The sequence below is a fragment of the Acidithiobacillus sp. TH-A35 genome (assembly GCF_057473505.1).
On the sequence record NZ_JBYCKR010000015.1, the window covers coordinates 1 to 12,681 of the forward strand.

Here is a 12,681-nt window from a genome sequence, read left to right on the forward strand (position 1 = left end):
GTCCACCACGTCCCGCAGGGTAGGAACAGCCGGGGTCGGGCTGGTTTCCGGCGGCGGGTATAGCCCGGCTTCGATATCCTGTTCCAGTTTGCGTGCCCAGGCCGCCGCGATAGCAGGGCTGCATAGTGTGACACGGCGCGCTGTCACAGTCCGTGTCACACTGAATGGTTATGGGCTGTTATGCCCAGTTGCAAAAACAAGGGGTTGCGGAAGGGTTCCCCGAGGTGTGACATGCGGGACTGTTTTTGTATTTTATTATACTATACAAGGGGTTACATAGGAAAATGGCGCAATACGTTTTTACGATGAATCACCTCAGCAAGATCGTGCCGCCCAAGCGCGCACTGCTCAAGGACATCTCCCTGTCCTTCTTCCCCGGCGCCAAAATCGGCGTGCTCGGCATGAATGGTGCCGGCAAGTCCACCCTGATAAAGATCATGGCGGGTGTCGACAAGGAGTTTGAAGGCGAAGCGCTGCCCATGCCCGGTCTCAAAATTGGTTATTTGTCGCAGGAACCGCAGGTCGATCCGAATAAGACGGTGCGCCAGGTAGTAGAGGAGGGTCTCGGTGACATCCTCGGCGCACAACAGGAGCTGGAGGCGGTCTATGCCGCCTACGCCGAGCCCGATGCGGACTTTGACGCCCTCGCGACCGAGCAGGCGCGCCTGGAGGCCATTGTCGCCGCCGGTGATGGCCATCAGGCCGCGCAACAGATGGAAGTCGCCGCTGACGCCCTGCGTCTCGCCCCCTGGGATGCCTTGGTTGGCCCGCTATCCGGTGGTGAAAAGCGCCGTATTGCCCTCTGCCGTCTGCTCATCAGCCGCCCCGATATGCTCCTCCTCGACGAACCCACCAACCATCTGGACGCCGAATCGGTGGACTGGCTGGAGCAATACTTACAACGCTTCTCCGGCACCGTGGTCGCCGTCACCCATGATCGTTACTTTCTCGACAACGCCGCCGAGTGGATTCTGGAGCTGGATCGTGGTCATGGCTTCCCTTACAAGGGCAACTACTCCGCCTGGCTGGAGCAGAAAGAAAAACGCCTGGAGCAGGAGGCCAGAACCGAGGTGTCGCGCCTCAAAGCGATGCAGCACGAGCTGGAATGGGTGCGACAAAACGCCAAAGGCCGCCAGAGCAAAAGTAAGGCGCGCATGGCCCGCTTTGAAGAACTGAGTTCCTACGAATACCAGACCCGCAATGAAACCCAGGAGATTTTCATCCCGGTGGCGGAACGCCTCGGCAATGAGGTGATTGAATTCCGTGATGTGACCAAGGGCTTTGGCGACAAACTGCTTTTTGAACATCTCAGCTTTAAAGTGCCGCCGGGCGCCATCGTCGGTGTTATCGGCCCCAATGGTGCCGGTAAGTCGACATTTTTCCGCATGATTGTGGGCCAGGAAACTCCGGATAGCGGCGAAGTCGTTCTCGGCTCCACCGTCAAGCTGGCCTATGTGGATCAGTCCCGCGATGCGCTCGCCGCCAAAAACAACGTCTGGGAAGAAATCTCCGGTGGGTTGGACATCCTCACCGTCGGCAAGTTTGAAATCCAATCCCGCGCCTATTGTGGCCGCTTCAACTTCAAGGGTGTCGACCAACAAAAGCTGGTGGGACAATTGTCGGGCGGTGAGCGCGGCCGCCTGCATCTGGCCAAGACCCTCATCGCCGGCGGCAACGTCCTCCTCCTCGATGAACCTTCCAACGACCTCGATGTGGAAACCCTGCGCGCGCTGGAAGATGCCCTGCTGGAGTTCGCCGGCAGCGTTATGGTCATCTCCCATGACCGCTGGTTCCTCGACCGCATTGCCACCCACATCATCGCTTTTGAAGGCGATGCCCATGTGGAATTCTTTGCGGGCAATTACCATGAGTATGAGGCCGACAAAAAGCGTCGCCTGGGTGAAGAGGGTGCCCGGCCCCACCGCCTGCGTTACAAGCCCATCGTGCGCTAAGGTGCCTTGACTTTCACGCAGCATCTCCTTATCTTCTCAGCCCTTAAGAATTATCCGCAGGAAGTGTCTCATGAAGCGTACTTTTCAGCCCAGCGTCGTTCACCGTAAACGGACCCACGGTTTCCGTGCCCGCATGGCCACTAAATCCGGCCGCCTCGTGCTCAAACGCCGTCGTGCCAAGGGCCGTCAGCGCCTCTGCCCGTAAGCCGATGAACCCGGCGCTGGCGCATCCTCATCGTTTTACCCGCGAGGATCGCCTCCGCCAGAAGGCGGCTATCCAGCGCACCCTCAAGCAGGGGCGCAAGAAGGTCTTCCCAGAATTGGTGATCTACACCTTGCATAACGAATTGCCGCACCCCCGTCTGGGGTTGGCGGTGAGCCGCAAGGTGGGTAATGCCATAGTCCGCAACCGCGTCAAGCGGCGCCTGCGCGAGGCTTTCCGGCAGCAGCCGGTGCGCGCACAAGGGCGTGACGTCCTGGTGGTGGCACGGGCTGGTGCCCGGCAACTCAGCATGCGGGCCATGAGCATCTATTTCCAGCAATTGCTGGGGAAGGCATGAGCGCACGGGGCGTGGCCGTCGTTGTCGTGCGCGGCTATCAGTATGTCATTAGCCCCATGCTGGGACATCACTGCCGTTTTTACCCGACCTGCTCCGAATATACCTGTCAGGCCATCGAACGCTACGGCATCGCCAAAGGTTCCTGGCTAGGCATAAAACGCATCAGCCGCTGCCATCCCTGGCACCCCGGTGGTGTTGATCCCGTTCCTTAAACGCCCTGGGGCCCCATGGATAATCAGAAGACCATCCTCGCCGTTGCACTTGCCGTAGTCGTCTTCCTGCTGTTTCAGGCCTGGCAGGAGCAGAATACGCCGCAACCGGTTACGCCGACTGCCGTCCGCCAAAGTGTCACGACCCCCAGCACGCCAACACCCGCTGGGGCTACCTCACCAGCAGCAGTGACCGCACCGATGGTCGCGCCGGTCAGCACCAGTCTCCAGTCGGCGACAGGACCCACGGTGCCTTTCCAGACGCCGATGTTCACTGGCCAGATCGGCCTGAACGGTGGCGATATTCAACACCTTGGCCTGCGCCATTATCCGCAGGCGGTGGATAACCCCGCACCCTATCCCATCCTCGACAGGACAGCGGCTAAGCTTACCGTACAGCAGAGCGGTTTCGTCAGCAGCGACGGGCAGACCCTGGTCGCCCAGTTTGCCGTTCCTGCCGTCCAGCGGGCCGCCGGCCAGCCCATCACCCTCACCGGCAAGGCCGGCCCCCTGAGCGTCGAAAAAACATGGATATTCCAGCCCGACAGCTATGTGGTGGAAGAACACATCACCATCACCAATAGCGGGTCCACGCCGTGGAATGGCAGTTATTTTGACCAGATCCTGCGTAATGATCGCACCGAAACGCACATGTTCATGTCGATTTTCACCGGCGCGGTGCTCATGCACCAGGGCAACTTCAGCGAAGTGAGTTTCGGCGATATCCACGATCATCCGGAGTTGAAGTCCGGCCCCGGCTGGGCGGGGATGATGGATCACTACTTCCTCACGGCTATATTGCCCTCCGAACAGGCGCAAACCCAAGTTTATGCGCGCCCATCGGGTACCAATTATGTCGCCGGCGTGAGTACCCCGCTGCCGACCCTGGCGCCGGGCCAGAGTACCACCATCACCCAGCAGCTCTTCCTCGGGCCGAAGCAGCAGCAAACCCTGGCCGCCATGGGTCGCGGCCTGGAGCAGACCGTGGACTACGGCTGGTTCGCCATCATCGCCGAGCCCATGCATGTGGTACTGACCTGGTTCCATGGACTGGTCGGCAACTGGGGGCTGGCGATTATCCTGCTGGTCATAGTGGTCAAGTCCATCTTCTTCTATCCCTCAGCCATCAGTTACCGCTCCATGGCCAATATGCGCAAGTTGCAGCCCAAGCTGGAGAAGCTGAAAAAGGAGGTCGGTGATGATCGCCAGAAGCTGGGCGCGGCCATGATGGCGCTGTATCGCAGCGAGAAGGTCAATCCCATGGCGGGTTGTCTACCCATCGTGCTGCAGATGCCCTTCTTCATCGCCCTGTACTGGGTGCTGGTGGAGAGCGTCTCGCTGCGGCAGGCACCCTTCATCCTCTGGATTCATGATCTGGCCATACCTGATCCTTACTACATCCTGCCTCTGCTCATGGGCGTGTCCATGTTCTTCCAGCAGCGCCTCAATCCAGCACCGGTGGACCCTATACAGAAGCGCATCATGTCCGCCCTGCCGGTGATCTTCGCGGTATTCTTCTCCTTCTTCCCGGCAGGTCTGGTACTGTACTGGCTGACCAACAACGTGGTCTCCATCGGCCAGCAGTACCTGATCACCCGCCATATCATGGCGGCCAAGGACTAGGGTGGACCGTCCGTCTTGAGTTAAAGACATGGACTATCAGCAGGGAGACACCATTGTGGCGATTGCCACGCCGCCGGGAGAAGGCGGCGTCGGCATTTTGCGCCTCTCTGGACCACAGGCCTTGCCCATCGCGACGGCGCTCTGCGGCGGATCGAAAGCAAAACCACTGATGCCCCGCCTTGCCCATTTTCGCCGCTTTCACGCCCGCGACAGCAGCGTGATCGATCATGGCATCGCCCTCTATTTTCCCGCCCCTCACAGCTACACCGGCGAAACCGTCGTGGAATTGCAGGGCCATGGCAGCCCGCTGGCCCTCGCCAGCCTGCTCGCCGAGGCCATCGCTCTGGGCGCACGGGCGGCGCGTGCCGGCGAGTTCAGTGAACGGGCCTTTCTCAACGGTCGTCTTGATCTTGCCCAGGCCGAAGCGGTGGCCGACCTCATCCACGCTCGCAGCGACGCCCAGGCACGCGCCGCGATGGCGAGCCTGGAAGGTGCCTTCTCGCAGGCGGTCGATGGCATCCATGGCCAGCTCCTGCAACTTCTCGCTCTCGCCGAGGCCGGACTGGATTTCAGTGAAGAAGACCTCGGCGATGCCCATGAACAGGCTATCGCCGATAGCCTGATGCGGCTGGAAGGCCAGATCGCCCGTCTGCTCAAGCAAGCACAACAAGGCGCCCGACTCGCCCGTGGCGGTCGCGTGGTGCTCGCCGGACGACCCAACGTCGGCAAATCCAGTCTGATGAACGCCCTCGCCCGACGCGAGTCGGCCATCGTCACCGCCATCCCCGGCACCACCCGCGACCTGCTCCGCGAAGAAATCGTCCTCGACGGCCTGCCGGTGGAGCTTATCGATACCGCCGGGTTGCGCATGGCCACGGATGCCGTGGAGGCAGAAGGCATCGCCCGCGCCCGCAACATACTGCACAGTGCGCAACTGATCCTGCTGGTGGCCGATGCGAGCACGGGATGGCAGGCGGAGGACGAAACCATCCTGCGCGACCTGCCGGAAGGACCGCGCCGTATCATCTGGAACAAGCTGGATCTGGTTTCTGCACCGCCCGACACCCCGGCGGGTGAGGCGGCCATCGCCCTCTCCGCCCAAACCGGCGCAGGCCTCGAGGCATTACACCGCAGCTTGATTGAAGCACTCGGCGTACAGGGCGACAGTTGCCCCTTCAGCGCCCGCCGTCGCCATGTCGAGGCGCTGGAAAGCTGTTTGCATCAGCTCGTCGCCGCCCGCGACATGCACCGCCTGGGGGATGCCCCCGAACTGGTCGCCCAGTCCCTGCGTGAAGCCGCAGTGGCGCTGGCCAGCATCACCGGCCGTATGGACGTGGAAGATATTCTCGGCGAGATTTTTTCGCGCTTTTGTATCGGGAAATAAAGTTCATTTCAACTGCGGTAGTAAGGCGACAAGTTGTTTTTTGCTGATCAGTCCAGGTATGAGGCCGAGCTGTCCATTCTTCATTTGATAGATAACGGCGGGCGTCCCCCTGATCCCCAAGGCTTGCATGATACCCAGATTCGTATGGAGATCCGTGGCGGTTTTGGTACTCAACCTGGCTTGCGGCAACTGCGCATAGCCTCCGCTTTGAACCGCGCCTTCCACGATCTGTTCGAAATGCTTCAGTGCAGCCACGGGATGCGGCGCTTGCAACCATGCGGCGGCCTCGGCAGGGCTATACCGGGTGAGGAATGCCACGGGGACATAGCGCACGGTTAACTTGCCTTCCTCAATGAGCGGTGCCTCGTTGTCGTAGAGCACATGGCAGTAGGGGCAATTGGGATCCTGAAAATCGTATATAATGGGTCCGCGGTGCCCTTCCTGGATGTAAGTGAGGCGGTGGGCCAAAATCTGGCTCCACAAAGTCTCGGGCGTCAGCTTGTTGGGCTGAAGATCGCCCGCTGTGGCGGAAGATATACCGGCCATCGCAATGCCCCATCCGAGTAGGCAGCGGATAGACAGCTTTCCAGATAAATTCATGAGTGGCTTCCTTTTCGGTGCATTCCTCAACATCCTTTGTTGCTCCTGTCAATTTCGTGCGGTAAATGGTGAAGGATCCGAGGACGGTGTTGGCAGCATCTGATGCAGATGTTGCAGCAGGGTGTCGGGTCCTTCGTACCCCTCGTATTGCGCGACCATGGCGCCCTGCGGGTTGATGAGCAGCACCGCAGGGGGACCGAAGAGGTGATACTGGCGAAGCAGATCCCGGGATGCCGCATCACTGGCGGTCATGTCGACCCGGATCAGGGTAAGCGGCCGCAACGCCTTCTCCACCCGACGATTATCGTAGGTGGTCACATCCATACGATGACATTCCACACACCATTTCGCCCAGAAGTCCACCAGCACGGGGCGGCCATCGGCTGCCGCCAGCGCTGCCTGCAACTGGGGAAGACTATGTACCATCTGGAACTGAAGGTGACGATCAGGCATTGGGACCTGGCCACGGTTCGTAAATGGCGCCAATGGTTCAAGAACCCGGGTGGCCCCGGCCAGTGCCCCCGCGCCCAGCGCCAGACCGTAGGCAAACAGGAGCAGCCCTACGCCCTGCCAGAATCGGGACCAACCAGCAGTGCCCGGGGGCGAAGACGAGAAGGCCCCGATAAATACGGCGGTGATGACCGCAAGCGCAGACCACAAGGCGAGGGTGACGGACCCCGGGAGTATCCGCGAGAGAAACCAGATGGCGACACCGAGCAGCACAACGCCGAAGGCGTCCTTGACCACGTTCATCCAGCGTCCGGTCTTGGGCAGGAAATGCCCGGCGGAAGTGCCGATGATGAGCAACGGCACACCCATGCCCAGACACATCAGGAAAAGTGCCAGCCCGCCCAACACCACGTTGCCGTTGTGGGCGATGAACAGCAAGGCACCCGCGAGCGGTGCCGCCACGCAGGGGCCCACGATCAACGCCGAAAGAACCCCCATCACCAGGGCGCTGAGGAAATGGCCCCCCTTGCCATACTGGGAAAGGCGCGACTGTATGGCCGTCGGCATCTGCAATTCGTAGAATCCGAACATGGACAGTGCGAGCAGGACGAACAATGCACTGAACCCGGCGAGTACCCAGGGGTTCTGGAAGACGGCCTGCAGATAGGAACCCGTCAAAGCCGCCAGAACACCGGCTATGGTGTAGGTCAGCGACATGCCCAGGACGTAGAACAGCGAAACCCAGAAGGCATGACGCCGTGCGTGCCTGGGGTGAACCTCCGCATCCCCATGGCCTACCACCAGTGCCGAAAGAATGGGAATCATCGGGAAAACGCAGGGCGTGAAGGCGAGACCCAGCCCCGCCAGGAAGAAGAGCAACAGCGTCCAAAAGGGTTGTCCTCCTTGCAAGCCACTGGAAAACTGCGCTTCAACACCTGCAACACCTGCAACACCTGCAACACCTGCAACACCTGCCATCGGTGCAGCAGCGGGTTGCGCTGCTGATGCGCCGGCGGATGATGATGTAGCGGCCGGAGACGGTAACGCCGCTGTTGGGGGTATGTTTTCTGGAACCGCCTCGCCAGGGAACGTGGTCACTGGCAGCGCGAGGGTTTTAGTCATTTCCGGATAACAGACGCCTGCGTTGGCGCACCCCTGAAAGCGACTGGTGACGACTACGGCCTTCGGGGGGGTGCCCGTAAACTGTAATGGAACACGCAGGGTGGTGGTGCCTTCATAGACCTGCAAGCGCCCCACGGCGGGGACGGTCATCCATTTCCCGGGAGGCAGCGTGTAAGGGGTCAGGTGGACCGTATTGGGGGAGACTTCGAGATGGATGTGGTCACGATAGAGGTGGTAGCCGGGCGCAGTTATCCATTGAACCACCAGGGTATGGTGTGGCGCCATCCGCGCGTGAAATGAGAAGGCTTTTGCCTCAGGCAGGAAGGAAGGGTTTGCGAAAAGAGCACTCGCCTGGGCCACGGGCATGACCAAAAACAGCAGCACGAGCGGTACAATCCGTGCCCAGATTAGACGCTTCATGGATATTCCTTCTGAAGATAGTTTCCGTAACCCGGCCCCTGTGGGACAGGTTGGAGCTACGGGATGCTGGATAGTTCCCTATGGAAAAACCTTTCAATCAGGGAGGATAAAGACTTGGAGGATACAGATGCAACAACAAAGCGATAGTCCCCTTGCGATGCCGACCTGCCTTCCGTTCAAACCGGGCCGACGCATGACCTTTGCGCGATGTCATCCAGGGCTGGCACCCGCCCACGATGCAATCGGTAAGCACCGCATGGTGGCCCTCCCGGCGTTGTTCGCCGCCAAGCTCTGGGTTTAACCAAAACCTGAGCAGCTACTACTGCCGCTGCAGGCCCAGTGTCCAGATATGCCCATTCACCGATTCAAGATGCAGGATGTAGGAGCCCTGCGGCAATGGTGCCATATTCTGAGTCGCTGGCGGGAGGTGGATCATGGCTTGCGCACCGACAGGTCCGGCGATTCCGAATTTCCCGGTGTGAATTTGCTGGTAAGCAAAATCATTCACAAAAGCGCTTTTTGGCAAGGCAGATAGAGCAGCACTATTCCACCTCTCCACCACCTTCCCGGTTTTACTGTCGACCAGCGCAGCTTCGAGCACATTGGATGGTTCCGCGGCCACGCCGGCGTTGACATAGGCGTGGAATTTTATGCTGCCATCGTTCTGTAGGATGCCATGATCTAATTTCCAGTGGTGCTTGGCTGGACTTACCGGGCCGCCATGGAAAGGGGTGATTACCGAACCGCGGTAATAACTGTAGGTGGCAACGATGAAGACCACCGCGATCCAAAACAAAACCAGCGCCAGTTTTTTGAATGCCCCATCGCTCAAGGGCAGGGGTAGGCTACCGCCCAGCCAGCGAAACCAGGCGTTCGCTGCTAGTCCTTGGTATCGGGAGAGCAGCCAGTTATCCAGCGAGTACGAAGCGCTTCCGGCGAGGAAGAGGGTGACGCCCATGGCAAAGTTAGATGCGGCCATAGTCCATTCGTCAATGCAGGTGGCCCCCTGCCAGCCGAACAAGAGCATGAGCACCGTGGACAGCCCAATGGTAGCTACAGCAGCAAGCCGGATATACAGACCGGCGATCAACATAAAACCGGCGATCATTTCTACGGCGCTAAAAATGATCACACCGGCATAGAGGAGGGTGAAGTGGTGAAGTAGAAACGCGACCAGGTGATCTGTGCCCAGTAGCGCTCCAGGCATGGCCGTCTGGAACTTGTAAGCCATCCAATGGCCGTGTACATCGAGTTTTTGCGGACCATAGATGAAGCGTCGGGTGCCACCGCCCCAGTAAATCCACCCCTGGACGAAGCGAACTGCGAGCAGGGCAATGGCGGCGAGTCGCCAGCCGCGATCGGCCGAGTCTTGTGGGGCAGTGCTTGACATTGTGGTTGCCATGAAACCTCCTGTTTGGCCTAAATTCGGATGGGAGCGATCCATCACACGGCCTGGCTGCGCCCCCTACCAGAGGAATCCCGTCACACCCCTGCGGAATGGCCCGTGATCGGGTCCAAATCCCCAAGCTGGCCCTGGCCACCTATGTAATGAAGTCGATTCTCACCCCGTGCATGAGGCTGCGGCCATACCGACAGCAGGTATCGTGCCAGCCATATGGGGATGGCAGGGGGCTGTTTTATTTTAATATTCTTGTAACGGAGATTATCAAGGCGGGGCACGAATGAACCAAACGGCGCAGCTTGGCTGTGACATTGTGCCAAAAGGGCCAGCAAGTCGTCCCAAGGCGACCATCCAAATGCCAGAATTATATTTTCTCGCCGTCCTGCAAATCCTCGTGGTCGCTGATTAGTCCGAGATTTTTCATGCGGGTGCGCAGTTGCTTGCGGCTGATGCCGAGCAGAATGGCGGCCTGGCTTTGGTTGAAGTGGGTCTTGTTCAAGGCCGAAACGACCGCTTCGCGCTCTAAAGCGTGAAGGTCATAAATCCCGCCGATGGGGGGTATTCTTTCCGCTTCCGCGATACGCATCTCATTCGGGAGATCGGCCGCAAGTATGGTGCCGCTCCGATTCAGCACCACCAACCGCTCGACGAGATTCTCAATCTGTCGGATATTACCGGGCCACGAATAGGCATTCATAGCGGCCAACGCTGCAGTCTCTATCTCTACTTCGGGCCGCCCCAGGTCTGTGCATACCCGCTGCAAAAAAAAGCGTACGAGAGAAGTGATATCTCCGCGCCGTTCACGCAGCGGTGGAATGTGCAGCGGGATGACATTCAGGCGGTAATACAGGTCTTCCCGAAAACGGCCCGCCTCCACCGCCTTGGCGAGGTCCACATGGGTTGCAGCAATGATGCGGGCCGCGAGGGGCAGGGGTTGGTGCCCGCCGAGGCGGGTGTATTCCCGCTCCTGCAAGGTGCGCAACAACTTGACCTGCATAGCCAGTGGCATGTCGCCCACCTCGTCCAGGAAGAGCGTCCCAGCGCCCACCATTTCCAATTTCCCTGCCTGAGACCGCACCGCACCGGTGAAGGCACCTTTCTCGTAACCGAAGATTTCGCTTTCCACCAGATCCAGAGGGATGGCCCCGCAGTTGAAAGCGAGGAAAGGGGCACGGGCGCGGGAGGAGGCCATGTGCAGCCCCCTGGCGACCAACTCTTTGCCGGTTCCCGACTCGCCGGTAATAAGGACGTTGGAAGGAGCGGGCGCGACCAGATTTATCATCTCCAGAATTTCGAGCGTGCCCTGACTCTCCCCGATAATGCCGTGGCGCGGCAGGTCCTGGCGGTGGGGCAGTATGGTGTGACCCCGGCAACTCAACGCCTGCCGGATGATGGCGACGAGTTCCCCCTCGTCCACCGGTTTGGTCAGGTAATGCTCCGCGCCCGCCTTGATGGCCTGTACCGCCTGTTCGATTTCGCCATAGGCCGTGGCGATCAACACGGGAATCTCGGGCCAGCGTTCCTTGATGTGCCTTAGCAGCTCGGTGCCGCTCATCCCTGGCAAACGCTGATCCGTAAGGACCAGGACGGGGAGTTCCCTGGCCATGACGGCCAACGCCTCCTCTGCCCTTTCGGTTTGTATGGTCGAGAAGCCCTCGGCCTCCAAGATGGCGGCGAGTACACTGCGCAGATTTTTTTCGTCCTCGACGATGAGAATTTTCTGGGATGGCATGCCGATGGTTTTTTCAATACTCCTAAAATGACGATACCGATGCGTGGGTCATCGATCAGAACGCTGCGGAGGCAGGCAGAGCGCGAATTCCGCTCCCACATCCCGCTGGCGCAATTCCACTTGGCCGTCGTGAACCATCATGATCTTGGTGACCACCGCCAGTCCAAGGCCGCTACCCTTCGCCTTCCCTGTCACGTAAGGCTTGAAAATGTCGCTGACTCGCTCCGGTGGTACCCCCGGGCCATTGTCCACAACCCCGGTCACGAATTGCCCATTGCCTTCGCGCCGACCGTATAAGGTAATGCAGCCACCGTGGTTCGGCAAGGCTTCGACAGCGTTGAGCAGCAGGTTGCTGATCGCCTGCTCCAGCAACTGGGGATCGACAACGACCTGCAGGGATGGAAGGCAATCTATAGTAAGGGCAACATTTTTGGCCTCGAGATCCGTCGCGTGCCGCTTGCTGCTGCGTAAGAGCAACTCCAACGCAGATACTTCTGTGAGCTGTATATGGTAAGGACGCCCGAAATCCAGGAACCCCTGGGTCATGTCATACAGTCGCTGGACCTCCTCTTCGATGATATTTATGAAATCTTGTCGGTTCACCGGCTGCTCGTAGCGGACCAGGTATCGCGCTGCACCGCGCAAGGACGAAAGGGCGTTGCGGATCTCGTGAGCCACCTGGGCCGACATCTCTCCAATCGTGGCCATGCATTGCATCGCCTGTTGTCTCCGGTGTAACTGATTGAGTTCCATCAGGTATTGTTGCAGCCGTTGTTCCAGCCTCTTGAAGCCTTCCTCCAGATGCATCATCTCGTCGCCATCCGCCGGAGCGGGGGGATATGGTGAGAAACCGTCTACATGGAGCCGCGACTCCATGTCTGCCATCTTCTGCGAGAGGCGCAGGATGGGGCGGGTGAAGGCCTTGCCGATCAGCGATGCACCGATGAGGCCAAGGAAAGCCGTGATCATGCCAAGAAAGGAAAGACGCCTGATCGCAAGGTCCATGCGGGTATCCACCATGTTTTGGATGGTGTCGTTATTGGGATGCAGGCTGACATAACCGAGCATGTGCGATCCAACCCGGATGGGGGTGGTAAATTTCTCGCGCCCCGAGCTTGGTGACCCTGGTTCTTGCCGACCGATCGCGGTCAACTGTGTACTCGCGATTATTACGCCTTGCGGATTTATTATGATTGCATGGCGGATAAGCGGATTGCTCTCGACCCG

11 protein-coding genes are annotated in these 12,681 nt (G+C 59.4%); 6 read left to right on the plus strand and 5 right to left on the minus strand.

Translation table 11 applies throughout. The features are described 5' to 3' along the window. Nucleotides 1-284: 284 nt before the first annotated feature. The 6 genes from ettA to mnmE all read left to right on the plus strand — a co-directional run bounded on the left by ettA (nt 285) and on the right by mnmE (nt 5,728). A complete protein-coding gene (ettA, locus tag AC2VNK_RS00710; RefSeq protein ID WP_291521025.1) occupies nt 285-1,952 on the plus strand; it encodes an energy-dependent translational throttle protein EttA in 1,668 nt (555 codons plus the stop codon). A gap of 70 nt (nt 1,953-2,022) precedes the next feature. After that, a complete protein-coding gene (rpmH, locus tag AC2VNK_RS00715; RefSeq protein WP_009560916.1) occupies nt 2,023-2,157 on the plus strand; it encodes a 50S ribosomal protein L34 in 135 nt (44 codons plus the stop codon). A 4-nt stretch (nt 2,158-2,161) separates the two neighbouring features. After that, the gene (gene rnpA, locus AC2VNK_RS00720) at nt 2,162-2,512 is read left to right on the plus strand and encodes a ribonuclease P protein component (RefSeq protein ID WP_486882449.1); all 351 of its coding nucleotides are present in this window, start codon (nt 2,162-2,164) and stop codon (nt 2,510-2,512) included. Next, nucleotides 2,509-2,724 carry a membrane protein insertion efficiency factor YidD gene (gene yidD, locus AC2VNK_RS00725; RefSeq protein WP_291521020.1) on the plus strand — a complete coding sequence of 72 codons (216 nt, stop codon included), beginning with the start codon at nt 2,509-2,511 and terminating at the stop codon, nt 2,722-2,724. Before rnpA ends, yidD begins: the two co-directional genes overlap by 4 nt. Before the next feature lie 15 nt (nt 2,725-2,739). Further along, complete coding sequence (yidC, locus tag AC2VNK_RS00730) at nt 2,740-4,344, plus strand: membrane protein insertase YidC (RefSeq protein WP_486882450.1); 1,605 nt, start codon at nt 2,740-2,742, stop codon at nt 4,342-4,344. 28 nt (nt 4,345-4,372) lie between these two features. Further along, nucleotides 4,373-5,728: a tRNA uridine-5-carboxymethylaminomethyl(34) synthesis GTPase MnmE gene (gene mnmE, locus AC2VNK_RS00735; protein WP_486882451.1), complete on the plus strand. Its 1,356-nt coding sequence runs from the start codon at nt 4,373-4,375 to the stop codon at nt 5,726-5,728. Nucleotides 5,729-5,731: 3 nt separating this feature from the next. Here mnmE and AC2VNK_RS00740 read toward each other — a convergent pair whose 3' ends face one another. The 5 genes from AC2VNK_RS00740 to AC2VNK_RS00760 form a co-directional block, all read right to left on the minus strand. After that, nucleotides 5,732-6,328: a thioredoxin fold domain-containing protein gene (locus AC2VNK_RS00740; RefSeq protein WP_486882452.1), complete on the minus strand. Its 597-nt coding sequence runs from the start codon at nt 6,326-6,328 to the stop codon at nt 5,732-5,734. Nucleotides 6,329-6,376: 48 nt separating this feature from the next. Then, entirely contained in the window at nt 6,377-8,320 is a 1,944-nt protein-coding gene (dsbD, locus tag AC2VNK_RS00745) for a protein-disulfide reductase DsbD (RefSeq protein WP_486882453.1), read from the minus strand. A 319-nt stretch (nt 8,321-8,639) separates the two neighbouring features. Next, entirely contained in the window at nt 8,640-9,722 is a 1,083-nt protein-coding gene (locus AC2VNK_RS00750; RefSeq protein WP_291525179.1) for a TQO small subunit DoxD, read from the minus strand. Nucleotides 9,723-10,086: 364 nt separating this feature from the next. After that, nucleotides 10,087-11,454 carry a sigma-54-dependent transcriptional regulator gene (locus AC2VNK_RS00755; RefSeq protein WP_486882454.1) on the minus strand — a complete coding sequence of 456 codons (1,368 nt, stop codon included), beginning with the start codon at nt 11,452-11,454 and terminating at the stop codon, nt 10,087-10,089. A 48-nt stretch (nt 11,455-11,502) separates the two neighbouring features. Continuing rightward, nucleotides 11,503-12,522: a sensor histidine kinase gene (locus tag AC2VNK_RS00760; protein ID WP_486882455.1), complete on the minus strand. Its 1,020-nt coding sequence runs from the start codon at nt 12,520-12,522 to the stop codon at nt 11,503-11,505. Nucleotides 12,523-12,681 lie beyond the last annotated feature (159 nt).

What these genes read in the sequence shown, in the direction of transcription:
- dsbD (WP_486882453.1), bottom strand. Translation starts at nt 8,320, where the DNA reads ATGAAGCGTCTAATCTGGGCACGGATTGTACCGCTCGTGCTGCTGTTT.
- yidC (WP_486882450.1), top strand. Translation starts at nt 2,740, where the DNA reads ATGGATAATCAGAAGACCATCCTCGCCGTTGCACTTGCCGTAGTCGTC.
- rpmH (WP_009560916.1), top strand. Translation starts at nt 2,023, where the DNA reads ATGAAGCGTACTTTTCAGCCCAGCGTCGTTCACCGTAAACGGACCCAC.
- mnmE (WP_486882451.1), top strand. Translation starts at nt 4,373, where the DNA reads ATGGACTATCAGCAGGGAGACACCATTGTGGCGATTGCCACGCCGCCG.
- AC2VNK_RS00750 (WP_291525179.1), bottom strand. Translation starts at nt 9,722, where the DNA reads ATGGCAACCACAATGTCAAGCACTGCCCCACAAGACTCGGCCGATCGC.
- AC2VNK_RS00760 (WP_486882455.1), bottom strand. Translation starts at nt 12,522, where the DNA reads ATGCTCGGTTATGTCAGCCTGCATCCCAATAACGACACCATCCAAAAC.
- AC2VNK_RS00740 (WP_486882452.1), bottom strand. Translation starts at nt 6,328, where the DNA reads ATGAATTTATCTGGAAAGCTGTCTATCCGCTGCCTACTCGGATGGGGC.
- AC2VNK_RS00755 (WP_486882454.1), bottom strand. Translation starts at nt 11,454, where the DNA reads ATGCCATCCCAGAAAATTCTCATCGTCGAGGACGAAAAAAATCTGCGC.
- yidD (WP_291521020.1), top strand. Translation starts at nt 2,509, where the DNA reads ATGAGCGCACGGGGCGTGGCCGTCGTTGTCGTGCGCGGCTATCAGTAT.
- rnpA (WP_486882449.1), top strand. Translation starts at nt 2,162, where the DNA reads ATGAACCCGGCGCTGGCGCATCCTCATCGTTTTACCCGCGAGGATCGC.
- ettA (WP_291521025.1), top strand. Translation starts at nt 285, where the DNA reads ATGGCGCAATACGTTTTTACGATGAATCACCTCAGCAAGATCGTGCCG.